We start from the raw sequence: 26,178 nt of genomic DNA, 5'->3' as shown, positions 1-26,178 counted from the left end.
TTGTGTCAGCGGGTGGGACAATGAGGGCATGCATCCTAACGCCTTACTCGACAGTTGTTCCGTGCTTCTCAAGCAGGTTCTCAAATTTGAACACCCCGCCGACATGGTGGTGTCACGCCATTTCCGTGAGCAACGCCTCGGGCCCCGCGAACGTGCCACCGTGGCAGAAACGATCTACACCGTCCTGCGCAAGAAGAATCTCTTCACCTACCTGGCCCAGCACGGGAGCGGCCCTACGGAACGGCGTTTGGCCATTCTTGGTTTTGCTGCCGAGCGGGATTTTTTGCTGGGAGCACTGACGGAGCCCGAAAAGGACTGGCTGGCCCGCTGTGACCAGGTCAAGCCTGCCGACCTGATGGAGCCGCACCGGCACAACCTGCCGGCCTGGCTGGTGGAGCCTCTGAAGGCCCAGCTGGGCGATGATTTCTGGCCGTTGGTGGACAGTCTCAATGCTCCTGCCGGTCTCGATCTGCGCGTCAACACACTGAAAGACAAGCGTTCCGAGATCCAGAAGGAGCTTGCGAAGGCAGCTATCAAGACCGTAGTGACTCCTTACTCTCCCTGGGGCTTGCGCATGTCTACCAAGCCGGCGCTGAACAAGCTGGAAGCGTTCACGCGTGGCGCCATCGAAGTGCAGGATGAAGGCTCACAGTTGCTGGCTTTGCTGGTGGACGCCAAACGCGGCGAGATGGTGGTGGACTTCTGCGCCGGCGCAGGCGGCAAGACCTTGGCTTTAGGCGCCAGCATGCGCAACACCGGACGGCTTTACGCCTTTGACACCTCTGGCCACCGGCTGGACGCGCTCAAGCCGCGTCTGGCCCGCAGCGGCTTGTCCAATGTCCACCCGGTGGCCATCGCGCATGAGCGTGATGACCGCATCAAGCGTCTGGCCGGCAAGATTGATCGGGTGCTGATTGATGCACCATGCTCCGGCTTAGGCACGCTACGGCGCAATCCCGACCTGAAGTGGCGCCAGACTCCCAAGGCCATCGAGGAGCTCGTGGTCAAGCAAACGGCCATCTTGCAAAGCGCCTCACGCCTGCTCAAACCGGGCGGGCGCCTGGTTTATGCCACTTGCAGCGTATTGCGGGAAGAAAACGAGGCGATTGCCGAGGCCTTCGGCGTCGCTAATAAAGAATTCGCTCCTCTTGAAACAAGTTCGGTTTTGACTCATCTAGGGGTAGAAGGTGCGGCCAAGCTCTGCAGCGGTCCCTACCTGCGTCTGTGGCCCTATTTGCATGGGACGGATGGCTTTTTTGCAGCAATTTGGCAAAAAACCGCTGCTGCTTAGTGTAAATAGACAGGCAATGCCTGCTTTTAGAAGCAGAAAGCGTTTCCGAGAACTTGTGCCGGATAGGGTGTTCTCCCCGGTTTTGAGGCTTGGTGATTCAGGCCCTCACGTTTACAATGGAAGGCTTGTCCAGCCAGGTTTTCAAGTGAGGCAGGACACTGTTACTGATTGTTTAAAGGACTCACATGATCTTGTTTGACGCCGCCCTCGACTGGCTGGCTCATGGACTGGTGGCTGCCTCTTGGTGGCAAATCGTGCTGTATGCACTGGTCACGACCCACATTACCATCGCCAGCGTGACGATTTACCTGCATCGCCATCAGGCGCACCGGGCAATGGACCTGCACGCCATTCCCTCGCACTTTTTCCGTTTCTGGCTCTGGCTGGGCACCGGTCAGGTGACCAAAGAGTGGGTCTCCATCCACCGCAAACATCACGCCAAATGTGAAACTGCCGAAGATCCCCACAGCCCGCAGGCTTTCGGCATCAAGAAGGTTTTCTGGGAAGGTGCCGAGCTGTACCGTGCCGAAAGCAAGAACAAGGAAACCATGGTCAAGTATGGCCACGGTACGCCAAACGACTGGATTGAGCGCAATGTCTACACCCGCTATAGCTGGCAGGGCGTGGGCCTGATGATGATCATCGACCTCACGCTGTTCGGTGCAGCCGGTCTGGCTGTCTGGGCTGTTCAAATGGCCTGGATTCCCGTGACGGCGGCTGGCATCATCAATGGCATCGGTCATTACTGGGGCTATCGCAATTTCGAGGCACCTGACGCCAGCACCAATATTTCCCCGTGGGGCATCATGATTGGTGGCGAAGAGCTGCACAACAACCATCACACCTACCCGACATCGGCCAAGTTTTCCGTCAAACCGTACGAGTTCGACATCGGCTGGATCTACATTCGCGCGATGGAAAAAGTCGGTTTGGCGACCGTCAAGAAGGTGCCGCCCAAGCTTCAGCTGGGCAACATCCAGCCGGTGGCCGACGAGAAGACACTCGAGGCTCTGATTGCCCACCGATACGAAGTGATGGCCGGTTTCGCACGTGAACTGCGCCGCGCCGGCAAAGCTGAAATTGAAGCTTTGAAGGCCCGCAAGGCCGACATTTCGGTGCTGAAGGCTGCCAACCGCTGGCTGCATCGCGACGACGACAAGGTGCCTGCCACGGCCAAGCCACAGATTGCACAGGCCCGCGCCGAGCATCCGGTACTCGACAAGATGGTCACCATGCGCGAAGAGTTGCGCCAGCTCTGGCTTTCGACGTCGGCATCCCGTGAACAGCTGGCCACCGATCTTCAGGCCTGGTGCCATCGCGCTGAAGAAAGCGGCATTGCTGCCTTGCAGGAGTTTTCGATGAAGCTGCGCGCTGCGCGCGCCTGAAGTTCCCTGCCTTGCGACGAAGGCTGGTTTTCCAGCCGGAGCCGATTGGAGCCGCATCAGCGTTATCGCTGCTGCGGTTTTTTCATGGACTGACTGTGATCATTCGCGGAGGGGCGTAGCAGAGGTCTTGCCTCAACTCATAGCTGCGCGTTGTCTGGTTGATGGGGCATGTCTGCGAGCGCTGGCTGTTCTCCTTATCTGTCAGGCTTTGCCCGCATGCTGCATGCATATACACAAGCAGGCAATCGCACGCTCGGTTTCTCACAGACATAAAAAAACCCGCGGGAGACCAGCGGGTTTTTGAGAAGTCGAGGCCGAAGCGTCGACTAACCAGTCTGAATTACTTCAGCTTGATTTCCTTGTATTCCACATGCTTGCGTGCTTTGGGATCAAATTTCATGATCAGCATCTTGTCAGGTGTGGTCTTCTTGTTTTTTGTGGTCGTGTAGAAGTGACCCGTGCCGGCAGTCGATTCCAGCTTGATTTTTTCGCGTGCGCCTTTTGCCATGATGATTCTCCTTAGATCTCACCGCGGGCGCGGAGGTCCACCAGAACGGCGTCGATGCCGAGCTTGTCAACCAGGCGCAAGCCAGCGCTGGTTACGCGCAGACGAACCCAGCGGTTTTCAGTTTCGACCCAAAAACGGCGGTATTGCAGATTAGGCAAAAACCGGCGTTTGGTTTTGTTGTTGGCGTGAGAAACATTGTTTCCCACCATCGGGCCTTTGCCCGTAACCTGACAGACGCGTGCCATGAGCACTCTCCGTAAAAAATAGAAATCGGAATGCTAAAGACCCGGGAGGATTCTCAGCTAAGCCATAGATTATAGCCTGAAAACCAACCACCTTCAAGCCCAAGTTCCCGACCAGCGTTCGAGGGGCGGATCCCGGATCTCCGCTGGGGCCACAGAAGTAAAAATTCAAGCAGGGGCCGCGGATCCGGCTCAGCCGGTCCGCAGGCGCAGCGGCCCCCTCGGGGGGCAGGGAGCTACACGAAGTGAGCGACCGTGGGGGCTTTAACTCTGCTCCAGAAAGCGCTGAGCATCGAGTGCGGCCATGCAGCCTGTGCCGGCACTGGTAATGGCCTGGCGATAGACATGGTCCTGTACGTCTCCTGCGGCGAAAACGCCCGGTACGCTGGTCATGGTGGCAAAACCCTGCAAACCTGCCCGCGTGATGATGTAGCCATCCTTCATGTCCAGCTGACCGGCAAAGATGTCGGTATTGGGCTGGTGGCCAATGGCAATAAAGCAACCCTGCAGGGCAATATCCTGCGTGGCATTGGTCTGGGTGCTTCTAAGCCTGACGCCGTTGACGCCTGCTGCATCGCCCAGCACTTCGTCGAGGGTCTGGTGCAGTTTGAGTTCGATCTTGCCGGCCGCTACTTTTTCGTGGAGTTTGTCGATCAGGATGGCTTCCGCCTTGAACTTGTCGCGGCGATGGACAAGGTGGACCTTGCTGGCAATGTTGGACAGGTAAAGCGCTTCTTCGACGGCTGTGTTGCCGCCGCCGACCACGCAGACTTCCTGATCACGGTAGAAAAAGCCGTCGCAGGTGGCGCAGCCAGATACACCCCGGCCCATGAACGCGGTTTCGGAGTCAAGGCCCAGGTACTTGGCCGAGGCGCCGGTGGCGATGATCAGCGCGTCGCAGGTATAGGTGCCGCTGTCGCCGGTTAGCGTAAATGGCCGCTGGGTAAAGTCAACTTTGTTGATGTGATCGAAGATGATTTCCGTCTTGAAGCGCTCCGCGTGCTCGAGGAAGCGCTGCATGAGCGCCGGGCCCTGAACGCCCAGGGGATCAGCCGGCCAGTTGTCCACGTCGGTGGTGGTCATCAGTTGCCCACCTTGAGCGATGCCTGTGATGAGCACCGGGTTGAGGTTGGCGCGTGCCGCATAGACGGCAGCCGTGTAGCCGGCAGGGCCAGAACCCAGGATCAGAACTTTTGAATGTCGCATGATGAAACTTCGTGTGGAAAAACAATGGAACTCAGTTAGAGTCGGGGCTGATATCAGGGTTTAAAACCCCTGATGAGAGGAAATAGTTGGCACAACAAGCGCTATTGTAAGAACTCGTGCCACGGAGTTGCCCGATCAGAAACACCTCCCGGGTTCCGGCGGGTTTCTCGTTCGCCTGTAGCGCGGTCTGGAGGAGTTTGTTATGTCTACGATGGTTTCTAACCTCGAACTGATTCGTCGGGTACCCCTGTTTTCGATGTTGACGACCAGCCAGGCCGAATCCGTGGCCCAGGCCATCGTCAAGCGTCGCTACAAGCGCGGCGAGGCCATTGTTGAACAGGGCAAAAAGTCCAACGCGCTTGCCATCATCCTGACGGGAAGGGCCCGTGTGGTAACCACCGATGCCCGTGGCCGGGAAGTGATTCTTGCGACCCTGCACCCCGGTGACTACGTTGGCGAGATGAGCCTGATCGACAACGAACCGCACTCGGCAACGGTGCGCACCGAGGTACAGACCGACGTGCTGGTGGTGGCGCGGCCGGAGTTTGCCCGTTGTTTGCCAGAAAACAGCTCCATGGCTTACGCGGTCATGAAGGGCCTGGTGCAGCGGCTGCGGCAGGCCGACCGCAAGATCGAGTCATTGGCGTTGATGGATGTCTACGGACGCGTGGCCAGGGCGTTGCTGGAATCGGCTGTGCCTGACCGTGAAGGCAACACCGTGATCCGCGAAAAGGTTTCGCGCCAGGATCTCGCCAAAATGGTGGGCGCTTCGCGCGAGATGGTCAGCCGCGTGATGAAAGACCTCGAAGAGCGTGGATTCATTGAGACCCGGGCCGACGGATCGATGTGGGTCAAGGAACGGCTCAACAGCCTGGGTTAAGGACCTTAAGGGGCCGTTTTTCCTGCCTCCTTCCCTGTCTTGAAGGCCTGCGCATCTGAGGTAAGCTCAGCAGACGCCCTATGACATATTCACTCGACACATTGAATTCCAGAACACCTGCCGCTGCCGGTTCTCCGGGCGGCGTGAAACGCTTTGCGCATGAAGTCAGCCTGATTTTGGGCTTGCTGGCGCTTGTTTTCTGGCTCGGTGCCTTGCTCAGTTACTCGCCCCTGGACGCGTCCTGGTCCACCACGGGCAGCGGTGAGGCCGTTACACGCAACTGGGGTGGGCGGCTGGGTGCCCATCTGGCCGATGCCAGCTATTTCCTTGTGGGATTTTCCGTGTGGTGGGCATTTGCCGCGGGCGTTCGTGTCTGGTTGGGTTCACTGGCCCGGGGTTTGCGCGGTGAGCCCGCAGCAACCACGGGGCGCGACCGCCTCAAGTTCTGGGCTTGCCTGGCGCTTTTGCTGGTGGCCAGTACGGCGATGGAATGGTCGCGTTTGTATCGTTTCGAATTCAAGCTCCCCGGTCATGCGGGCGGCGTGCTGGGGTATCTGGCAGGTCCTGCCAGCGTGAAGTGGCTGGGTTTCACAGGCTCGGGCCTTGTCTGGATTGCGGTCGGCGTGATTGCCGTGTCCGTGGTGTTTTCTTTTTCCTGGGCCCACACTGCGCAGCGCCTGGGCGCCTGGATCGACGAGCTGATTGAATCGCGCCGGGAAAAGCGCGAAATCGCCGAAGACCTGGCCGTGGGCCGTGTCGCGGCGCGCGAGCGCGAGGAAACCTTGCACGAAGAGCGCATCGAGATTGAGGAGCACCATCCGGTGCCGGTACTTATTGAGCCGACGCTTGTAGAGATTCCCAAAAGCGAACGAGTAGCCAAAGAGCGCCAGAAGCCCTTGTTCAGTGAAATGCCAGACTCCAAGCTGCCCCAGGTGGATTTGCTGGACGGTGCGCTGCTGAGGCAGGAAACCGTGGCACCCGAGACGCTGGAGATGACCTCGCGCCTGATCGAGAAAAAGCTCAAGGATTTCGGCGTTGAAGTGCGGGTGGTGGCCGCTGCACCCGGCCCGGTCATCACGCGTTACGAGATCGAGCCGGCGACCGGCGTCAAGGGTGCGCAGATTGTCAACCTGGCCAAGGATCTGGCACGTGCGCTCAGCCTGGTGTCGATCCGCGTGGTCGAGACCATACCAGGCAAAAACTACATGGCGCTGGAACTGCCGAACGCCAAGCGCCAATCCATCAAGCTCAGTGAAATCCTCGGCTCGCAGGTCTATAACGAAGCCAAGTCCATGCTGACCATCGGGCTTGGCAAGGACATCAGTGGTGCGCCGGTGGTGGCCGACCTGGCCAAGATGCCGCACTGCCTGGTAGCGGGTACCACTGGGTCTGGCAAGTCGGTGGGCATCAACGCGATGATCCTGAGCTTGCTCTACAAGGCCGACGCGCGCGATGTGCGCCTGCTGCTGATTGATCCGAAGATGCTGGAGATGAGCGTCTATGAAGGCATCCCGCACCTGCTGGCGCCGGTGGTCACCGACATGCGCCAGGCCGCGCACGGCCTGAACTGGTGCGTGGCCGAGATGGAAAAGCGCTACAAGCTGATGAGCAAGATGGGTGTGCGCAACCTCGCCGGCTACAACGTCAAGATCGATGACGCCAAGGCGCGCGGCGAATTCGTCTACAACCCTTTCAGCCTGACGCCGGAGCAGCCCGAGCCGCTGGAACGTCTGCCTTACATCGTGGTGGTGATCGACGAGCTGGCCGACCTGATGATGGTGGTTGGCAAGAAGATCGAAGAGCTGATTGCGCGGCTGGCGCAGAAGGCGCGCGCCGCAGGCATCCACCTGGTGCTTGCCACCCAGCGCCCGAGCGTGGACGTGATCACCGGTCTGATCAAGGCCAACATTCCGACGCGTCTGTCCTTTCAGGTCAGCAGCAAAATCGACAGCCGCACCATTCTTGACCAGATGGGTGCCGAGGCCTTGCTGGGCATGGGCGACATGCTCTACATGCCCAGCGGCACCGGTTTTCCGGTTCGCGTGCACGGTGCGTTCGTCAGCGACGACGAAGTGCACCGCGTAGTGGCTTACCTGAAGCAGCAGGGCGAACCCAATTACATCGACGGCGTACTCGAAGGCGGCACAGTAGATGGCGAGGTGGACCTGCTTGGTGACGGCAATGGCGGCGGCGGTGAGGGCGAGAAGGACCCGATGTACGACCAGGCGGTTGAGATTGTGCTGAAGAACCGCAAGGCTTCCATCTCGCTGGTTCAGCGGCATCTGAAGATCGGCTACAACCGGGCCGCGCGCCTGCTCGAGGAAATGGAGAAATCAGGCATGGTCAGCGCCATGTCGGGCAGCGGGCAGCGTGAAATTCTGGTGCCCGCACGCGCAGAATGACGACAGCCGGGGTTTTACCGGAGCGATACATTGTTCAGGCAACCAATGCTCGCCGCCTGACTCCTACAGGCATCGTTTATCCAACGGGGCTTCCCCCTTCATTGCCATGACCCACACATCTTCCTTGCCAGTCACCTTGCACCACCCTTTCGCTTGCTTCGCAAAAGCAGGGCGAATCACATTGGCAGGTGTTTTTGCTCTCTTTTCAATAGCTTCGAACGCCCAGGTGGCAACGGTCAGCGGCCTCGAAAGTCTGGAAGCCTTTGTCAAAAATACAAAAAGCGGACGCGCTGTTTTTACGCAGGTGGTGACCAGCCCTCCCCGTGACGGACAGGCCGCCAAGACCAAAACCTCCAGCGGTAGTTTTGAGTTCCTGCGACCCAACCGGTTCAAGTTTGTTTACAAAAAACCTTTTGAGCAGAGCATCGTCTCTGACGGCCAAACCTTGTGGCTGCACGATGTGGATCTGAACCAGGTAACCGCCCGCAAACTCGCACAGGTGCTTAACGGCACACCCGCCGCGGTGATTGCCGCTGCAGCGGATCTGAAGGCATTGCAGGCCGATTTCACCCTGGTGCCGCAGCCGGACCGTGATGGCCTCGAGTGGGTCAAGGCCACACCGAAAACCAAAGAGGGCCAGGTGCAAAGCCTCACGGTCGGCTTTCGTGAAAGCGCGAAAGGCAGTGAACTTGCGGTGCTGGAAATCCTTGACAGCTTCGGCCAGCGTTCGGTCATGACTTTCACCCAGTTCGAGGTCAACCCGGCCTTGAACGCTGCCGCCTTCCAGTTCAAGCCGCCGGCTGGTGCGGACGTGATTCGCCAGTAAAAAATGTTGGTCGATGGCCGCTTCCGCTGAAACCCCGTTCGGGCAGGACGCCGATGTGCGGGCGACAGCTCCGCTGGCCGAGCGCTTGCGGCCCAAAAACCTCGGGGAGGTGATCGGTCAGCAGCACCTGCTGGGTGAAGACATGCCACTGCGCATTGCCTTCGAGTCCGGTCAGCCGCACAGCTGCATTTTGTGGGGCCCGCCAGGTGTCGGGAAAACCACGCTGGCGCGCCTGATGGCCAGCAGTTTCGACGCTCACTTCATCACCATCTCGGCAGTGCTGGGCGGCGTCAAGGACATCCGTGAAGCCGTCGAGCAGGCGACGATCTGGCAGGGGCAAAGCGGCAAACGCACCATCGTGTTTGTCGATGAGGTGCACCGCTTCAACAAGAGCCAGCAGGACGCCTTTTTGCCGCATGTTGAAAGTGGGCTGTTCACCTTTATCGGCGCCACCACTGAAAATCCCTCGTTCGAGGTCAACTCAGCTCTGCTGTCCCGTGCGGCGGTTTATGTGCTGCAGCCGCTTGGTGATGAAGATCTCAAGAAAATAGTGGCCAAAGCCCTTTCAGAACGGGCGCTGCCAGCTATCAAATCAATAGCGGATGAAGCGGTGAGCCAGCTCGTGGCCTATGCCGATGGTGACGCGCGGCGCCTGCTCAACACGCTGGAGTCGCTGGAGGTTGCGGCCCGCCGCGAGACCAAAGGCGGCAGTCTGGAAGTCACGGCAGCCTGGCTGCTTAAAGTGCTGGGCGAGCGGATGCGCCGCTATGACAAGGGTGGTGAGCAGTTTTACGACACCATCTCGGCGCTGCACAAATCCGTGCGGGGCTCGGACCCCGATGCCGCGCTGTACTGGCTGGTGCGCATGCTTGACGGAGGGGCCGAGCCCAAGTACATGGCCAGGCGCCTGATACGCATGGCCAGTGAAGACATTGGCCTGGCCGACCCGCGCGCCCTGCGGCTGGCGCTGGACGCTGCCGAGGTTTATGAACGACTGGGCTCGCCGGAAGGCGAACTGGCGTTGGCTGAATGCGTGGTTTACCTGGCGGTCGCGCCCAAGTCCAACGCGGTCTACAAGGCTTTTAACGAAGCGAAGGCGCTGGTGAAAAAAGACGGCACACGTCCGGTGCCCATGCACCTTCGCAATGCACCGACCAAGCTCATGAAAGAGCTGGACTACGGCAAGTACTACCGCTACGCCCATGACGAAGAAGACGGCTTTGCCGCGGGCGAAAGCTACTTCCCGGACGGCATGGCCGTCCCGGTCTTCTACAGGCCGGTGAACCGCGGCCTGGAAATCAGGATTTCCGATAAGTTGAACGAATTGAAGCTGAAGAATAAGCAGGGAAGCTAATGAAAAACAAAACCTGCTGATAAAGGCTTATTCGGCCGGGAAAATCCAATTTCTCAAGGGTAAACCCGGCGAAAAGCAGAGTGTTGGCTCGATTCTCGCTAGAGATGCATCGCTACAATTTGCGCATTAGCTCGCCAAGCAACCCCAGCCACAGCTGGTGTCGATAGGCGGGCTTTTTGTTAACTCGCGTGGCCCGGTGGCGATCCCATCGGCTACAGCGCAAGCAGAGTTGGCAATCTCAAACAATCGGAGAGTCAGTTATGGAAATTTTGCTTCAGCAAATCATCAACGGGCTGGTGCTGGGGAGCATGTACGCCCTGGTCGCCCTAGGCTACACCATGGTGTACGGCATCATCAACCTGATCAATTTTGCGCACGGGGAGGTGCTGATGGTCGGCGCGCTGACCAGCTGGACCATCATTGTGTGGATGCAGGAGGCCATGCCCGGCACGCCGGGGTGGATCATTTTGCTGATCTCGCTACTTATCGCCTTTGTGGTGTGTGCAGCACTCAATTTTGCGATTGAGAAAGTGGCTTACAGGCCGCTGCGCAACTCGCCCAAGCTGGCACCCCTGATCACCGCCATCGGCATGTCCATCCTGCTGCAGACCCTGGCCATGATCATCTGGAAACCCAACTACAAACCTTACCCCACACTTCTGCCCGCTGAGCCCCTGCAAATGGGTGGCGCCGTCATCACCGTGACCCAGATCTTCATCCTGGGCGCTACAGCAGTTTCGCTGGCCATCCTGATGTACCTGGTCAACTACACCAAACTGGGCCGCGCAATGCGCGCCACCGCTGAAAACCCCCGGGTGGCCGGTCTGATGGGTGTCAAACCCGACACGGTTATTTCCGCCACCTTCATCATCGGTGCCGTGCTGGCAGCGCTGGCTGGCGTGATGTACGCCTCCAACTACGGTACGGTGCAGCACACCATGGGCTTCCTGCCCGGCTTGAAAGCTTTCACGGCGGCCGTGTTCGGCGGTATCGGCAACCTCGGCGGCGCGGTACTGGGCGGTATTTTGCTGGGGCTGATCGAAGCGATCGGTGCCGGCTATATCGGCCCGTTGACTGGCGGCGTTCTGGGCAGCCAGTACTCCGACATCTTTGCATTCATGGTGCTGATTTTTGTGCTCACGCTGCGGCCTTCCGGGCTGCTTGGTGAGCGTGTGGCGGACAGGGCTTAGGAGAAACCACCATGATGAACAACATGATGAAAAAGAACAGACTCGTCACCTTTCTGGTCGTGGCGATTGCGCTGCTGATCTTGCCCTTGCTGCTGCAACAGGGCGGCAACGCCTGGGTCCGCATTGTCGACATGGCCTTGCTGTACGTGCTGCTGGCGCTGGGCCTGAACATTGTGGTCGGTTATGCCGGCCTGCTGGACCTCGGCTACGTTGCCTTCTTTGCCGTTGGCGCCTACCTGTTTGCGCTGCTGGGCTCCCCCCATCTGGCCAGCGCCTTTCCGGCGGTGGCCGCAGCTTTCCCCAACGGCTTGCATTTGCCGATATGGGCGGTCATTCCGATGGCTGCCGCGCTGGCGGCGTGTTTCGGCGTGCTTCTGGGTGTGCCGGTGCTCAAGTTGCGCGGCGATTACCTGGCCATTGTGACGCTCGGGTTCGGCGAGATCATTCGCGTGTTCCTGAACAACCTGGACAGGCCCATCAACCTGACCAACGGGCCCAAGGGCATCAACCAGATTGACTCGATGAAGTTTTTCGGCTTCGACTTGGGCAAGACGCATGAATTCTTCGGCTTCGAGGTCAACTCGGTGTCGATGTATTACTACCTCTTCCTGGTGCTGGTGATCGTGTCCGTGATCATCTGCCACCGCCTCGAAAACTCGCGCATCGGCCGCGCCTGGATGGCGATCCGCGAAGACGAAATCGCGGCCAAGGCCATGGGCATCAACACCCGCAACATGAAGCTGCTGGCTTTCGGCATGGGTGCCACCTTCGGCGGTGTGTCCGGTTCCATGTTTGCTGCCTTCCAGGGCTTTGTGTCGCCCGAATCTTTCAGCCTGATGGAGTCGGTGATGATTGTGGCCATGGTGGTGCTGGGTGGCATCGGGCACTTGCCTGGCGTCATCCTGGGGGCTTTGCTATTGGCTGCCTTGCCTGAAGTGCTGCGCCATGTGGCCGGGCCGCTGCAGGCCATGACAGGCGGTCGGCTGGACTCTGCCATCCTGCGTCAGCTGCTGATCGCGCTGGCCATGATCACGATCATGCTGTCCCGGCCGCGGGGCCTCTGGCCCGCACCCGAACACGGCAAGTCGCTGAACAAGCCTGTCGGTCCGGACCCCATCCAGTCAATCAACCCTTAAGGAGAATGGATATGAGCGAAACCATTCTTAAAGTCTCCGGTGTCTCCAAGCGTTTTGGCGGCTTGCAAGCCCTCAGCGACGTCGGCATCCATATCGAGCGCGGCCAAGTGTATGGTCTCATCGGCCCCAACGGCGCCGGCAAAACCACCTTCTTCAATGTGCTCACCGGCCTTTACACGCCCGACAGCGGTACCTTTGAATTGGCCGGCAAGCCCTACAAGCCGGCAGCGGTGCATGAGGTCGCCAAGGCCGGCATCGCCCGCACCTTCCAGAACATTCGCCTTTTTGCTGACATGACAGCACTGGAGAACGTCATGGTGGGGCGCCACATGCGCACCAAGTCGGGGCTGATCGGCGCCGTATTCCGCACCCCCGGCTTCAAGTCCGAAGAAGCGGCGATTGCCAAGCGCTCACAGGAGTTGCTCGACTATGTGGGCATCGGCAAGTACGCCGACTACAAGGCGCGCACCCTCAGCTACGGCGACCAGCGGCGGCTTGAAATTGCCCGCGCGCTGGCAACCGATCCGCAGCTGATCGCGCTGGACGAACCCGCAGCCGGCATGAATGCCACCGAGAAGGTGCAATTGCGTGAACTGATCGACCAGATCCGCAAAGACAATCGGACCATTTTGCTGATTGAGCACGACGTCAAGCTGGTGATGGGCCTGTGTGACCGCGTCACCGTGCTCGACTACGGCAAACAGATTGCCGAAGGCGCACCCGCCGAAGTACAGAAAAACGAAAAAGTGATCACCGCCTATCTGGGCACGGGTCATTGAAGGAAGCAAGAAAATGGCAAACACACTTCTCAAGGTGACCGGTCTTAAAGTGGCCTATGGCGGCATTCAGGCCGTCAAGGGCGTTGACTTCGAAGTCTACGAAGGCGAACTGGTCACGCTGATCGGCTCCAACGGCGCCGGCAAAACCACCACCATGAAAGCCATCACCGGCACGCTGCCGCTGCTGGGCGGCGACATCGAGTACATGGGTAAAAGCATCAAGGGCCAGGGCTCCTGGGATCTGGTCAAAGAAGGCCTGGCCATGGTGCCGGAAGGCCGCGGGGTATTCACTCGCATGACCATCACCGAGAACCTGCAGATGGGCGCCTACATCCGCAACGACAAGACCGAAATTGCCGCGGACATGGAGAAAATGTTCGAGCTGTTTCCGCGGCTGCGGGAGCGCAAGGACCAGCTGGCCGGCACGATGTCCGGCGGCGAGCAGCAGATGCTGGCCATGGGCCGCGCGCTGATGAGCCGGCCCAAGGTCCTGTTGCTCGACGAGCCCTCCATGGGCCTCTCCCCCATCATGGTCGACAAGATTTTCGAGGTGGTCAAGGATGTTTCGGCACGCGGCGTCACCGTGCTGCTGGTAGAGCAGAACGCCAGCCGCGCATTGGGCATTGCCGATCGCGGCTATGTGATGGAGTCTGGCCTGGTCACGATGAATGGCGAGGCCAAGGGACTATTGAATGATCCGCGGGTTCGGGCGGCTTACCTCGGGGAATAATTTCTTCGGTATTGTTGGCCTCCGGCCCTTGTTCCATGGGCGCCGGTAGCTACTGAATTCATAGTGAAATCAGAAATTTCCGCTGTTCGATTGAAGTGCCCCCCTGGTCGGAGCGCCGCCTGCTAGGGAATGCCACGGTGACCGGGGGCGTCATTTTTTGCACAATCGGGGCATGAAACTCACTTTCCTGCCTTCTTTCATTACCCGCACGCTGGTCCTGTCGGCATTTGCCGCGCTGGCTCTTTCTTCCACCGCCGCAATTGCCCAGCCCAAGGTCATGCGCATCATCGTGCCCTATGCGCCCGGCGGCCCTATCGACGTGACGGCGCGCCTGATGGCTGAACGCGTCAAGGACACCCTGGGCACCGTCATCATCGAGAACCGCCCGGGCGGCGGTGGCAACATCGGCGTCGATGTGGTGGCCAAGGCGCCGCCCGACGGGCTGACTATCGGCATCGCCGCCGTGGCCACTCACGCGATCAATCCCTGGCTTTACGGCAAGATGCCCTACAACGCTGCCACTGACTTTGCGCCCATCACGCAAATGCTGCGTGTGCCCAATGTGCTGGTGATGAACGCCGACACGGCCCAACGCCTGAACATCAACAGCCTGTCCGACCTGATCCGTTATGCCAAGGCCAACCCGGCCAAGCTCAACTACGCCAGCGGCGGCAACGGCAGCGCCGGCCACCTGGCCGGCGAAATGTTCAAGAAGGAAGCGGGCATATTTGCGCTGCACATCCCATACAACGGTGGCAACCCGGCGCAGTTGGCACTGCTGTCGGGCCAGGTTGATTTCAACTTTGATAACCTGGCCACTGCTTCCGCCAACATCAAGTCAGGCAAGCTCAAGGCGCTTGCAGTGACCACCGAAAAGCGCAGCGCCGTCATGCCCGATGTGCCGGCTGTGGCCGAAACCCTCAAGGGCTTTTCGATTGACACTTGGTGGGGTCTGGTGGCTCCGGCCGCGACGCCGAAAGACGTGATCACCAAGCTGAACCAGGCTTTTGTTGCCGCCCTGAATTCACCTGAAGCCAAAACCCGTTTTGCGGCGCTCATGGCCGAACCTGTGGCTAATACGCCTGAACAGTTCGGTGCTTTCATGAAAAGCGAGTTGGTCAAGTATGAGAAGGTGGTGAAGGCTTCTGGGGCTCGGGTGGATTGATTTTATTGAGTGTTTTGAGGTGCTAGCCCTTATGCGACGGGCGCGAACAGCTATTGAATTGATAGCGAAACTTTCCCCGAATCTGTCATCCCGGGCTTGATCCGGAATCCATGTGGGCGATCCGCTGACTCCGTGCGGGCTTTGCTTGTTGAATCCTTCGTTTCCTCTTGCGGTTGTGGTTTGCCTACAAGCCGGGGGTTGCCCGGCGGCAACTCACTTTCTTTTGCTTCGCCAAAAGAAAGTAAGCAAAGAAAAGGCGACCCTGCTGTCTGCGTCCCCTTCGCTGCGCTACGGGGCAACCTGCGGTGCTCGGTCCAGCCGGGGCCGGGCTCGAACTCGCTACGCTCAGACAATCGCCCGTCCTGATCCGTCTGGCCCTGCGCTCCTCGGCGCATACAGAAGGGTGGGGGATGAATGCGGGAACGGGAGCGGAATCGGGAACGGATGCGGATGCGGGGAGACCTGACGCGCAAGGCGCGTCAGGTCGGAACACGGGGCCGTCATGTTTGCACGCGCTTGCAGCACACGTGGCCAAATGAAGTCCCCCTCCATCGCCCAGCGAGGCGAGGGAGGGGTTAGGGGTGGGAGTGGGGAGTCCGTCCTACTGTCCAGAGCGAACTGAGCGCGCAGCGTGATGCAAGCAGCTCCAAAACTCAGGCCAGCGCCTTGGCTTTGTCAGCCTCAGTGGTGAACGAATCCGCATAAAACTCTTCTTCTGGCAAGCCCCCGATGGCGCTGTAGTCAGCGCGGGCTGAGTCCACCACGATGGGCGCACCACAGGCATACACCTGATGCCCCGAAAGGTCGGGAAAATCTTCCAGCACCGACTTGTGCACAAAGCCAGTCCGGCCCGTCCAGTTGTCTTCGGGAAGCGCGTTGGAGATCACCGGCACATAAGTGAGGTTGGGCATCTCAGCCACCTTGGACAGCACCCAGTCGTTCATGTACAGGTCGGCCGGCCGGCGGCCACCCCAGTACAACACGGCGGGCCGCGTGATGCCCTTGAACTGCATGTGCTCGATCAACGCCTTGATAGGCGCAAAGCCTGTGCCCGAGGCCAGCAGCACCATGGGCTTGTCGCTGTCTTCCCGCAGGAAGAAGCTGCCGTACGGGCCCTCCACGCGCAGGATTTCCTTTTCCTTCATGGCACTGAACACATGTTCGGTGAATTTGCCGCCCGGCATGTGGCGGATATGCAGCTCCACGCCCGGGTTTTCGGTTTGCGTGTGGGGGGCATTGGCCATGGAGTAGCTGCGGCGGTCGCCGTCGCGCAGCAAAAACTCCACATACTGGCCAGCGTGGTATTTGAAGACGTCGCTGGCCGGCAGTTGCAGGTGAATCACCATCACATCATGCGAGGCGCGCGCCATCGTGTTCACGCGTGTCGGCATTTTTTTTATCGGGAAGGCGCTTTCGTCGGTCACCTGGCGCGATTCCAGCACCACATCCGTCTGGGCCACGCCACAGCAGGTCAGGATGTAGCCGGCAGCTTCTTCCTCGTGCGACAGGGCCTTGAGCTGGTGCGGGCCATGGACGACCGTGCCTTCGAGCTTCTTGCATTTGCAGGAACCGCAGGCGCCGTCCTTGCAGCCATAGGGCATGCCTATGCCCTGGCGGATGGCGGCTGCCAACAGTGCTTCATCCGGGCTGGCGGTGAATGATCGGCCGCTGGGCAGCACGGTGACGTTGAAAGTCATACTGGTTATCCTCTGACGTTGTCCTGTTTTTTTTAAACTCAGGCTGTTTTTGCAGCCGACCCCCTAATTTTGCCCTCAAACCAAAGTCCCCTTGGCGCCTTGCCTTCCCGCTTCCGCCGCCAGCGTGTCCTGATCATCGGCTGCGGCGATGTCGGCCAGCGTGTCGCCCGCCTTCTGGCGCCGCGCGTGAACCTGCTGGCGCTGACCTCGTCGCCCGAGCGCGGGCCCGGATTGCGTGCCCAAAACATCACGCCGTTGGCCGGCAACCTGGACCAGCCCGCCACTTTGCGCCGCCTGGCGGGGCTGGCCACTCGCGTGATTCACCTGGCACCCCCGCCGGGCGAGAACCTGCCCGACTGGCGCTGCGATCCGCGCACCTTGGCCCTGCTACGGGCACTGCGGCTGCGCAGTCTGCCGCAGTCGCTGGTCTATGGTTCGACCAGCGGCGTTTATGGCGACTGCCGGGGTGAGTGGGTCAAGGAGACGCGGCCGGTCAATCCGCACACACCGCGTGCGCAGCGAAGGGTGGACGCCGAGCAGCAAATCCGCTTTTTCGGCCGTTCCAGCGGCGCGCGTGTGCACACCTTGCGCATTCCGGGCATTTACGCGCCTGACCGCGAAGGCGGCACGCCACGTGGCCGCTTGCTCAAGGGCACACCGGTGCTGGCGCGCGCTGACGACGTGTTCACCAACCATATTCATGCCGACGATCTGGCGCGCGCTTGCATTGCGGCCATGTGGCGCGGCAAGCCGCAGCGCACCACCAATGCGAGTGATGACACGCGGCTGAAGATGGGCGACTACTTTGATCTCGCGGCCGACCTCTACCAGTTGCCACGCCCGCAGCGGGTCGCACGAAGCACCGCGCAAGACGAGTTGCCGCTGATGCTGCTGAGCTTCATGAGCGAGTCGCGCCGGCTCGACAACACGCGCCTGAAGCAGGAGTTGCGTTTGCGTCTGCGCTACCCCACGGTGGAAACGGGCCTGCGCGATTGCTGAGCGTGCCGGAGGCGGGTGCGCAACACGCAGGTACATGCATCTGGCGCTGAAGCGACGCGGAAAACCTGGTCGATGTGGCTACCGTGAGCCTGTGCTGCTGGCTACTCAGTAGTTGAACTTGTACGCTCCGGGCCGCATGGCCGGGTTGCTGCCGACGGGACACTGCGCGGCGGAAAGCTTGCCGGCCCATTCACGGTAGCTGAACATGGGCACCGGGCTCATCAGGCACGCCGGCTGGCCGAACGGATGAAGCACATGCAGCAGTTGATGGCCGATCTCGTGTGCGCCAGACAAGCCCATTAATTGCGCGGCCTCCTCGTGCGTGTACGTTTCGCCGCCGCGCGACTCCACCAGTTGCGCGTCATTGCCGGTAAATGCATAGGTGCTCCACACGGAGACGGTGCCGTAGCGCGACAGGCGGTTGTAGGTGGTCAGGCCGTTGGAGTAGCCGCCGCGCACGGCCGTGTGAACTGCCGGCAAGACGTTCTCGACGCCCGCGATCAGCTGGTTGGTCAGCACCAGTTCGAACGGTACGTCGCCGAACCCCAGGGCCAGCCACATCGGGAACTCATTGAAAGGCTGGCTGTCGATGGCTGGGCTGCCGTCCAGCGCCAGCCTTGTGCGCCAGCGCTCGACGCGTTCCAGTTGCAGCGCGGCGATGCGCGCGCCGAACGCCTCGAATGTGGCGGGCTCGATGGCGCCGGTGTACGGCCGGGCGAAAGCGATCATTTCGTCCAGTGGCTCGACGCCGACGCGAAAGCCGCGCGCGAATGCCCGGCCCAGCTCCGCGCGGTCGCCGCTGCCGGACTTGAAGTCATAGCTGTCCTTGATCGCCGTCACGCGGCGTGCGCGCGGAATGGTGTCGAACAGCGAGGCGATGGTCACTTCCCTGATCGGTGCGAAACGCAGCTCGATGCCGAAGTGCTCACGCACCGCGCTTCGCATGGCCTCCAGCGCGATCGCAAGCTGCTGCGCGTCCATCCGCGGCAGACGGGGATTGACCGCATAGGCCACGCGCATTTCTACCGGACCTACTGGCAACACCGGCAGGGGAACGGTCGCTGCGATTGCGGCCCGAGTACACAGCAGCAGTGCCAGGGCGGCGAGGGCAAGGTGCAGGTGGACGGATCTCATCAGCGAAAGTGTGCCATCCGGCCTCTGCTTTGGCTATGAAGGATGCCATGCAACTATTACCTTCTTCTACGTCGCTTCGAGTTCGCATCATTGGAGCTCAAAGGCTTGCGTCATCACTACATGCCTGTGTACATCGCCTGAGGTGAACACAAAAAGAGACCTATTCCGCTCCGTCGGTTGACGCATGGTCTGCTTGAGATTTGAGCGTGCGCGCTTTTAGCGAGTCACATCGGCTCGACGACACGTGCCTGACGAGGCACCGCGTCTGCTTTACCCCACAGTGCCGCGAATGCCTGTTCTACAAAAGAAGTAGCTGCCCGCAACCATCCATCAAAGAGGGGAGCACGTTCTTATTACATCGAGAAGAACACGTTTTTAAAACGCTTTTTTTCGTCATCCAGACAGTCCCTTTTGGATACGATCCACCGAAGTGCCCTCCACAGTCTTGTGACAAAAGAGGTGCGCAGGAGGTGAAAAAATGCACAAACTTCGTTCAGAGATCAGCGCGCAATCGGGGACAAAACCCATCATCAACGTCGTTGGCCAGCTGGTACGCAGCATTGTGTGTTTGCGCAACAAAGTAGCCCGCATTGCCGGGGTTGTGGTTTCCAGAAGTAGCGCTGCCGGCGGGGCTGCCATGCTGCTGGGAGCGGCAACAGCCCAGGCCGGTCCGCTGGACGGCCAGGTCACTGCCGGCTCGGGAAGTGTTACCCAATCCGGCGCCAACACCACCATCACGCAATCCAGCCAGAACCTCTCGCTGAGCTGGAAGAGCTTCAACGTCGGCGCGCAGGAAAGCGTCAACTTCGTGCAGCCTTCGGCCAGCGCCATCGCGGTCAACCGAATCCTGGACACCAACGGCAGCCAGATTCTGGGCCAGCTCAACGCCAACGGACAGGTTTACCTGATCAACCCCAACGGCATCCTGTTCGGTGCGGGCGCCCAGGTCAACGTAGGCGGGCTGGTCGCATCGACGCTGGACATCAAGGATGCAGATTTAAACAGCAGCAAACGCAGCTTCAGCGGCCCCGGTGCAGGCAGTGTGGTTAACCACGGCCGCATCAATGCGGCTCCGGGTGGTTACGTCGCCCTGCTGGGCAACACCGTGAGCAACCAGGGCAGCATCAGCGCGCCGCTGGGCAGCGTGGTGCTGGGCGCCGGCAGCGCCGCCACCCTGACCTTCCAGGGCAACCAGTTGCTGCAGGTGCAGATTGATCAAAGCGTGCTCAACAGTCTGGCCGAGAACGGCGGGCTGATCCAGGCTGACGGTGGGAGCGTGCTCATGAGCGCAGGCGCCCGGGACTCCCTGCTCGCCAGCGCGGTCAACAACAGCGGGGTGATCCAGGCACGCACGGTCGAAAACCGCAACGGCACCATCATCCTGCTGGGCGGCATGGCCGCCGGCACCGCCAACATTGCGGGCACGCTGGACGCCTCGGCGCCCAACGGTGGCAACGGCGGCTTCATCGAGACCTCGGGCGCGCATGTCAAGATTGCCGACAGTGCTCGCATCACGACGGCAGCCCCTGCGGGCAAGACCGGCACCTGGTTGATTGACCCGGTGGACTTCACCATTGCCGCCGCGGGCGGGAACACCACGGGCGCGCTACTGAGCGCCAGTCTGGGCACAAACAATGTCGTCATCGAGAGCACCACCGGGAACACGGGCACGGCGGGTGATGTCAATGTGAACGATGTGGTGAGCTGGAATGCCAACGAGCTGACGCTCCGCGCGCAGAACAACATCAACATCAACGCCAACCTCAACGCCTCGGGCACGGGGAAGCTGGCGCTGGAATACGGCCAGGGCACCGGGCCCGGTACCGGTACCGGCTACAACTTCAACAACGGCGCGAAGATCAACCTGCCGGCGGGTAACAACTTCAGCACCAAGCAAGGCAGCGCCGGCACCACTACTGCATACACCGTCATCACCGACCTGGGCACCGCAACCAGCGCCACCGGCACCGATTTGCAGGGCATCAGCGGCAATCTCAACGGGCGTTATGTGCTGGGCGCCGACATTGATGCCTCTGCCACCAGCGGATGGAACAGTGGCTCCGGATTCACGCCTTTGGGCCCCTCAAACCTGTCGCAATTCACTGGCACTTTGGACGGACTGGGCCACACCATCTCCGGCCTCACCATCAGCCGGCCGACTGGCACTTATGTTGGCCTGTTTGGCTACGTGGGGATCCAGGGCCGAATCAATAACCTGGGCCTGATCGGCGGCAGCGTGAGCGGCCGGGAAAAAGTCGGCGCGTTGGCGGGATGGAGCTCCGGCAACATCTTCAACAGCTACACCACCAACACGCCCGTGACCGGAATCAGCTCGGAAGCCGGAGGGCTGGTGGGAACGAGCCAGGGTGACATCCGCAACAGCCACGCCAGCGGTAACGTAACCGGTGGGCTCTCTGTAGGCGGGCTGGTGGGGTGGGGACAAGGCGTCATCGTCAATAGCTATGCTACCGGCAATGTCACGGGCTCCAACGACCGGACCGGCGGGTTGGTGGGAGACATGCTTAACAGCGGATCCATCAGCGGCAGCTATGCGAGTGGCAACGTCAGCAGCACTGGTTCGGATGTTGGCGGGCTGGTGGGGCTCTGGAACAGCAATGGCAGCGTTTCTTCGATCAACAACAGCTACGCGACCGGTACAGCAAGTGGTAACTCCCGCGTGGGTGGCCTGGTGGGACGCAAAATCGATCCCCAAATCCCACTCCCTGTCCAAGGCACGATCAACAACAGCTACGCGACCGGAGCCGTGAGCGGCACCAGCGACCTGGGCGGGCTGGTTGGCTTGTGGGTCGCCGGCATAGCCATCAACAACAGCTTTTGGGACTCCACCACGACCGGACAGAACGCCAGCTCGGGCGGCGGCATGGCCATGGCCACGGCCGATATGCAGCAACAGGCCAACTTCAGCTCGGCCACTCTTGCCAACGGCAACGTCAATCCGAACTGGGATTTCACAAGCGTCTGGCGCATTTACGAGGGGAATAGCCGTCCACTTCTCAAGGCGCTCATGAAGGCCACCACGGTCACCGTCGGCAGTACCAGCAAGACCTATGACAGGCTGGCGTGGAATGGCGGGACCGGCATCAGTTGTTCCAACGTGGCCTGCGGCAGCTTGTCGGGAAGCATCAGCTTCAGCGGAACTGCCCAGGGCGCGGTCAACGCCGGCAGCTATACCGTGACCGGGTCCGGCCTGTATTCCAACCAGCAGGGCTACGACATCAGTTATGCCAACGGCACGCTGACAGTGAATCCCGCCAGTCTGGCGGTCACAGGGGTGGGAGCGGACAACAAGGTGTATGACGCCGGCACCACCGCCACACTCAACGGTACGGCCAGCGTTACTGCCATCGCCGGCGACACGGTGAGCGTGACCGGCACCGGCAATGGCACGTTTGTCAACAAGAATGTAGGCAACGGCAAGGCCGTAACCGTGACCGGCTATACCCTGAGCGGCGCCGACGCCGGCAACTACACCGTGGTGCAGCCCACGGGGCTGACTGCGAACATCACGCCGGCCAGCCTGGCCGTCACCGGTGTAGGGGCAAACAACAAGGTCTACGACACGACCACCACCGCCACACTCAACGGTACGGCCAGCGTCACGGCCATCGCCGGCGACACGGTGAGCGTGGCCGGCACCGGCAGCGGCGCCTTTGCCGACAAGAACGTGGGCAACGGCAAGGCCGTAGCCGTGACCGGCTATACCCTGAGCGGCGCCGACGCCGGCAACTACACCGTGGTGCAGCCCACGGGGCTGACTGCAAACATCACGCCAGCCAGCCTGGCCGTCACCGGTGTAGGGGCAAACAACAAGGTCTACGACACGACGACCACGGCGACGCTGAGCGGAACGGCGGCGGTGGCAGCTTTGGGTGGCGATACCGTGACGGTGGGCGGCGGTAGCGGCAATTTCGCCAACAAGAACGTGGGCAATGGCAAGGCCGTGACAGTCACTGGCTACACACTGGGCGGCGCTGACGCCGGCAACTACACCGTGGTTCAACCCACGGCGGTGACCGCAAACATCACGCCCGCCAGCCTGACGGTGACGGGTGTGAATGCCAACAACAAGGTGTACGACACCACCACCACGGCGACGCTGAGCGGAACGGCGGCGGTGGCAGCTTTGGGTGGCGATACCGTGACGGTGGGCGGTACCGGTAGCGGCAATTTCGCCAACAAGAACGTGGGCAATGGCAAGGCCGTGACAGTCACTGGCTACACACTGGGTGGTGCCGACGCCGGCAATTACACCGTGGTTCAACCCACGGCGGTGACCGCAAACATCACGCCCGCCAGCCTGACGGTGACGGGTGTGAATGCCAACAACAAGGTGTACGACACCACCACCACGGCGACGCTGAGCGGAACGGCGGCGGTGGCAGCTTTGGGTGGCGATGCGGTGACGGTTGGCGGTGGCAGCGGCAATTTCAACAACAAAAATGTTGGCAACGGAAAAGCCGTGACTGTCACCGGCTACACCCTCAGCGGCGCTGACGCCAGCAACTACACCGTGGTGCAACCCACGGGCATGACCGCGAACATCACCCCGGCCAGCCTGGCCGTCACAGGCGTGGGCGCCAACAACAAGGTCTATGACACGACCACCACGGCGACGCTCAACGGAACGGCGGCCGTCACGGCCTTGGGCGGGGATGTCTTGGCCGTGGCCGGCACGGGCAGCGGCAGCTTCGCCAACAAGAATGTCGGCAATGGCAAGGCCGTGACTGTCACCGGCTATACGCTGAGCGGTGCCGATGCCGGTAACTACACCGTGGTGCAACCTGCAGCGGTGACGGCAAACATCACACCGGCCAGCCTCACGGTCGCAGGCGTGAATGCCAACAACAAGGTGTATGACACAACGACCGCCGCTACGCTCAGCGGAACGGCGGCGGTTACTGCCCTGGGGGGTGATGTAGTGACGGTTGGCGGTGGAAGTGGCGCTTTTGCCAACAAGAATGTGGCCAACGGCAAGGCTGTGACAGTCACGGGCTACACGTTGGGCGGTGCCGATGCAGGCAACTACACCGTGGTACAACCCACCGGGTTGTCAGCCAACATCACGCCCGCCAGCCTGACGGTCACAGGGGTGGGAGCCAATAACAAGGTGTATGACACCACGACCACGGCGACGCTCAATGGCACAGCAAACGTTGCAGCCCTGGGCGGCGACGTAGTGACGGTTGGCGGCGGCAGCGGCGCCTTCGCCGACAAGAACGTGGGCAACGGCAAGGCCGTGACTGTGACCGGCTATACATTGGGCGGTGCTGACGCCGGCAACTATGTGATCACTCAACCCACCGGGGTCATGGCGAACATCACACCAGCAGCCCTTGTCGTTAACGGCGTGGGTGCGGCAAACAAGGTGTACGACGCCAGCAATGCCGCCACACTCAACGGCACAGCCGGCGTCGCGGCCATCGCCGGCGACACGGTGAGCGTGGGCGGCACAGGCAGCGCCACGTTTGCCAACAAGAACGTGGGCAATGGCAAAACCGTGACTGTCACCGGATACACCCTCAGCGGCGCTGACGCCGGCAACTATGTGATCACTCAACCGACGGGGGTCACGGCGAACATCACACCAGCCAGCCGCGCCGTCACAGGCGTGGGAGCGGACAACAAGGTGTACAACGCCAGCGACGCTGCCACCCTCAACGGCACGGCCGGCATTGCGGCTTTCTCGGGCGACACGGTGACGGTTAGTGGCGGCAGCGGTACGTTCGCCAACAAGAACGTAGGCAATGGCAAAACCGTGACGGTCACCGGCTTCACATTGGGCGGTGCGGACGCGGGCAATTATGTGATCACTCAACCCACCGGGGTTACGGCAAACATCACACCAGCAGCCCTTGCCGTTACCGGCGTAGGTGCGGCCAACAAGGTGTACGACGCCAGCAATGCCGCCACCCTGAACGGCGCAGCCAGCGTCGCGGCCTTCGCGGGCGACACAGTGACCCTCGGCGGCGCAGGCAGCGGAGCGTTTGCCAATAAGAACGTGGGTAACGGCAAAACGGTGACTGTCACTGGTTACACCCTCAGCGGCGCGGACGCAGGTAACTATGTCGTCACCCAACCCGCTGGCGTCACGGCAAACATCACGCCGGCCAGTCTCGCCGTTACCGGTGTGGGGGCCGACAACAAGGTATACAACGCCAGCAATGGCGCCACCCTGAACGGCACAGCCAGCATTACGGCGCTTAGCGGCGACGTGGTGACGGTTGGCGGCGGTAGCGGCGCATTTGTCGACAAAAATGTGGGCAATGGGAAGACCGTGACTGTCACCGGCTATGTCTTGAGTGGTGCCGACGCGGGTAATTACACCGTTGTGCAACCCAGTGGCCTGACCGCGAACATCACGCCAGCCAGCCTCGCTGTCACTGGTATTGGTGCGAACAACAAGGTGTACGACGCCAGTAGCGCAGCTACCCTCAACGGCACGGCCAATGTAGCGGCTTTCGCCGGTGACACGGTGATATTGGGTGGTACAGGCGGCGGCACGTTTGCCGACAAAAACGTAGGCAATGGCAAGGCAGTGACTGTCACTGGCTATACCCTCAGCGGTACCGATGCGGGCAACTATGTCATTACTCAACCTGTCGGCGTCACGGCAAGCATCACACCAGCCAGCCTCGCTGTCACCGGCGTGGGCGCAGCCAACAAGGTATATGACGGTACAACCGCAGCCACGCTGAATGGCACAGCCAATGTGGCAGCGCTGGGCACCGATGTGGTGACGGTGGGGGGCATCGGCAGCGGTGCTTTCGCCAACGCGAATGTGGGCAACGGCAAAAGTGTGGCTGTGACCGGTTTCACTTTGGGCGGCGCTGACGCAGCCAACTACACCGTGGTGCAGCCCGCTGGCCTGACCGCTGCCATTACTCCCGCACCGGTACCCGTGACCGGTTCTACGCCTGCATCTGCATTTGCGTCCGCGTCGGCAGCGACGTCCGGGCGTGGCGTGGATTCCGCCACGCAGCAAGCCCAGGACGAAGCACGTGCCAAATCCGAAGTACCCGAAGCGTCATCGACCCTTCAGGTCATTCACATCGCGAGCACCGATGCAAGAGATGGAAAAGAACCGACAGCCGCCAGACCGGCCATCGAGAAGCCGAAGGACACCTCGATCGCGGGAGGACAAGACCCGCGGCTGCACATTGTTGATGGTGGGGTCAGGGTGAGAAGAAATATGTTTGCATCTCAGGAATAGAGCTGGTCATCGAATGGTTTTTT

At 60.8% G+C, this 26,178-nt stretch carries 18 protein-coding genes; 13 read left to right on the top strand and 5 right to left on the bottom strand.

What is annotated here, in order from left to right; translation table 11 throughout:
• Positions 1-28: 28 nt before the first annotated feature.
• A complete protein-coding gene (locus tag B0B52_RS11770) occupies positions 29-1,291 on the top strand; it encodes an RsmB/NOP family class I SAM-dependent RNA methyltransferase (protein ID WP_077593834.1) in 1,263 nt (420 codons plus the stop codon).
• A gap of 185 nt (positions 1,292-1,476) precedes the next feature.
• A complete protein-coding gene (locus tag B0B52_RS11765; protein ID WP_077593833.1) occupies positions 1,477-2,676 on the top strand; it encodes an acyl-CoA desaturase in 1,200 nt (399 codons plus the stop codon).
• Positions 2,677-3,016: 340 nt separating this feature from the next.
• Here the strand turns inward: B0B52_RS11765 and rpmG are convergent, their stop codons facing one another.
• The 3 genes from rpmG to trxB form a co-directional block, all read right to left on the bottom strand.
• Positions 3,017-3,184, bottom strand: a complete 168-nt coding sequence (gene rpmG, locus B0B52_RS11760; protein WP_007863188.1) for a 50S ribosomal protein L33 — start codon at positions 3,182-3,184, stop codon at positions 3,017-3,019.
• Between the two features lie 11 nt (positions 3,185-3,195).
• A complete protein-coding gene (gene rpmB / locus B0B52_RS11755; protein ID WP_077593832.1) occupies positions 3,196-3,429 on the bottom strand; it encodes a 50S ribosomal protein L28 in 234 nt (77 codons plus the stop codon).
• Between the two features lie 261 nt (positions 3,430-3,690).
• Positions 3,691-4,632 carry a thioredoxin-disulfide reductase gene (trxB, locus tag B0B52_RS11750; protein WP_077593831.1) on the bottom strand — a complete coding sequence of 314 codons (942 nt, stop codon included), beginning with the start codon at positions 4,630-4,632 and terminating at the stop codon, positions 3,691-3,693.
• Between the two features lie 202 nt (positions 4,633-4,834).
• On the opposite strand from trxB, the gene B0B52_RS11745 reads away from it, so the two are divergent.
• The 9 genes from B0B52_RS11745 to B0B52_RS11705 all read left to right on the top strand — a co-directional run bounded on the left by B0B52_RS11745 (position 4,835) and on the right by B0B52_RS11705 (position 15,094).
• Positions 4,835-5,512: a Crp/Fnr family transcriptional regulator gene (locus B0B52_RS11745; RefSeq protein WP_077593830.1), complete on the top strand. Its 678-nt coding sequence runs from the start codon at positions 4,835-4,837 to the stop codon at positions 5,510-5,512.
• A gap of 80 nt (positions 5,513-5,592) precedes the next feature.
• Positions 5,593-7,914: a DNA translocase FtsK gene (locus B0B52_RS11740; RefSeq protein ID WP_077593829.1), complete on the top strand. Its 2,322-nt coding sequence runs from the start codon at positions 5,593-5,595 to the stop codon at positions 7,912-7,914.
• A 106-nt stretch (positions 7,915-8,020) separates the two neighbouring features.
• Positions 8,021-8,740 carry an outer membrane lipoprotein chaperone LolA gene (lolA, locus tag B0B52_RS11735; RefSeq protein WP_077593828.1) on the top strand — a complete coding sequence of 240 codons (720 nt, stop codon included), beginning with the start codon at positions 8,021-8,023 and terminating at the stop codon, positions 8,738-8,740.
• A 13-nt stretch (positions 8,741-8,753) separates the two neighbouring features.
• Entirely contained in the window at positions 8,754-10,094 is a 1,341-nt protein-coding gene (locus B0B52_RS11730) for a replication-associated recombination protein A (RefSeq protein WP_077593827.1), read from the top strand.
• A 260-nt stretch (positions 10,095-10,354) separates the two neighbouring features.
• The gene (locus B0B52_RS11725) at positions 10,355-11,284 is read left to right on the top strand and encodes a branched-chain amino acid ABC transporter permease (protein WP_077593826.1); all 930 of its coding nucleotides are present in this window, start codon (positions 10,355-10,357) and stop codon (positions 11,282-11,284) included.
• Positions 11,285-11,310: 26 nt separating this feature from the next.
• On the top strand, positions 11,311-12,420 hold the full coding sequence (locus B0B52_RS11720; protein WP_077594085.1) for an ABC transporter ATP-binding protein: 1,110 nt from the start codon (positions 11,311-11,313) through the stop codon (positions 12,418-12,420).
• Between the two features lie 11 nt (positions 12,421-12,431).
• Entirely contained in the window at positions 12,432-13,199 is a 768-nt protein-coding gene (locus B0B52_RS11715) for an ABC transporter ATP-binding protein (protein WP_077593825.1), read from the top strand.
• 13 nt (positions 13,200-13,212) lie between these two features.
• The gene (locus B0B52_RS11710) at positions 13,213-13,929 is read left to right on the top strand and encodes an ABC transporter ATP-binding protein (protein WP_077593824.1); all 717 of its coding nucleotides are present in this window, start codon (positions 13,213-13,215) and stop codon (positions 13,927-13,929) included.
• A 172-nt stretch (positions 13,930-14,101) separates the two neighbouring features.
• Positions 14,102-15,094 (top strand): tripartite tricarboxylate transporter substrate binding protein, encoded by a 993-nt coding sequence (locus B0B52_RS11705; protein ID WP_077593823.1) that lies wholly within the window; start codon positions 14,102-14,104, stop codon positions 15,092-15,094.
• 653 nt (positions 15,095-15,747) lie between these two features.
• Here the strand turns inward: B0B52_RS11705 and B0B52_RS11700 are convergent.
• On the bottom strand, positions 15,748-16,791 hold the full coding sequence (locus tag B0B52_RS11700) for a CDP-6-deoxy-delta-3,4-glucoseen reductase (RefSeq protein WP_139351911.1): 1,044 nt from the start codon (positions 16,789-16,791) through the stop codon (positions 15,748-15,750).
• 69 nt (positions 16,792-16,860) lie between these two features.
• On the opposite strand from B0B52_RS11700, the gene B0B52_RS11695 reads away from it, so the two are divergent.
• A complete protein-coding gene (locus B0B52_RS11695; RefSeq protein WP_077593821.1) occupies positions 16,861-17,790 on the top strand; it encodes an SDR family oxidoreductase in 930 nt (309 codons plus the stop codon).
• Between the two features lie 105 nt (positions 17,791-17,895).
• Here B0B52_RS11695 and B0B52_RS11690 read toward each other — a convergent pair whose 3' ends face one another.
• On the bottom strand, positions 17,896-18,924 hold the full coding sequence (locus B0B52_RS11690; RefSeq protein ID WP_077593820.1) for a hypothetical protein: 1,029 nt from the start codon (positions 18,922-18,924) through the stop codon (positions 17,896-17,898).
• A 478-nt stretch (positions 18,925-19,402) separates the two neighbouring features.
• On the opposite strand from B0B52_RS11690, the gene B0B52_RS11685 reads away from it, so the two are divergent.
• Positions 19,403-26,155, top strand: coding sequence for a YDG domain-containing protein (locus B0B52_RS11685; RefSeq protein WP_077593819.1), 6,753 nt, complete (start codon positions 19,403-19,405; stop codon positions 26,153-26,155).
• Positions 26,156-26,178 lie beyond the last annotated feature (23 nt).

The sequence above is a fragment of the Polaromonas sp. A23 genome, from assembly GCF_002001015.1.
Lineage (GTDB): Bacteria > Pseudomonadota > Gammaproteobacteria > Burkholderiales > Burkholderiaceae_C > Polaromonas.
The sequence above is the reverse complement of the archived record's forward strand: the minus strand, read 5'-3'. Positions and strand labels throughout refer to the sequence as shown.

Coding starts and splice junctions, on each gene's coding strand:
- B0B52_RS11770 (WP_077593834.1), top strand. CDS start 29: ATGCATCCTAACGCCTTACTCGACAGTTGTTCCGTGCTTCTCAAGCAG.
- B0B52_RS11765 (WP_077593833.1), top strand. CDS start 1,477: ATGATCTTGTTTGACGCCGCCCTCGACTGGCTGGCTCATGGACTGGTG.
- rpmG (WP_007863188.1), bottom strand. CDS start 3,184: ATGGCAAAAGGCGCACGCGAAAAAATCAAGCTGGAATCGACTGCCGGC.
- rpmB (WP_077593832.1), bottom strand. CDS start 3,429: ATGGCACGCGTCTGTCAGGTTACGGGCAAAGGCCCGATGGTGGGAAAC.
- trxB (WP_077593831.1), bottom strand. CDS start 4,632: ATGCGACATTCAAAAGTTCTGATCCTGGGTTCTGGCCCTGCCGGCTAC.
- B0B52_RS11745 (WP_077593830.1), top strand. CDS start 4,835: ATGTCTACGATGGTTTCTAACCTCGAACTGATTCGTCGGGTACCCCTG.
- B0B52_RS11740 (WP_077593829.1), top strand. CDS start 5,593: ATGACATATTCACTCGACACATTGAATTCCAGAACACCTGCCGCTGCC.
- lolA (WP_077593828.1), top strand. CDS start 8,021: ATGACCCACACATCTTCCTTGCCAGTCACCTTGCACCACCCTTTCGCT.
- B0B52_RS11730 (WP_077593827.1), top strand. CDS start 8,754: ATGGCCGCTTCCGCTGAAACCCCGTTCGGGCAGGACGCCGATGTGCGG.
- B0B52_RS11725 (WP_077593826.1), top strand. CDS start 10,355: ATGGAAATTTTGCTTCAGCAAATCATCAACGGGCTGGTGCTGGGGAGC.
- B0B52_RS11720 (WP_077594085.1), top strand. CDS start 11,311: ATGAAAAAGAACAGACTCGTCACCTTTCTGGTCGTGGCGATTGCGCTG.
- B0B52_RS11715 (WP_077593825.1), top strand. CDS start 12,432: ATGAGCGAAACCATTCTTAAAGTCTCCGGTGTCTCCAAGCGTTTTGGC.
- B0B52_RS11710 (WP_077593824.1), top strand. CDS start 13,213: ATGGCAAACACACTTCTCAAGGTGACCGGTCTTAAAGTGGCCTATGGC.
- B0B52_RS11705 (WP_077593823.1), top strand. CDS start 14,102: ATGAAACTCACTTTCCTGCCTTCTTTCATTACCCGCACGCTGGTCCTG.
- B0B52_RS11700 (WP_139351911.1), bottom strand. CDS start 16,791: ATGACTTTCAACGTCACCGTGCTGCCCAGCGGCCGATCATTCACCGCC.
- B0B52_RS11690 (WP_077593820.1), bottom strand. CDS start 18,924: ATGAGATCCGTCCACCTGCACCTTGCCCTCGCCGCCCTGGCACTGCTG.
- B0B52_RS11685 (WP_077593819.1), top strand. CDS start 19,403: ATGCACAAACTTCGTTCAGAGATCAGCGCGCAATCGGGGACAAAACCC.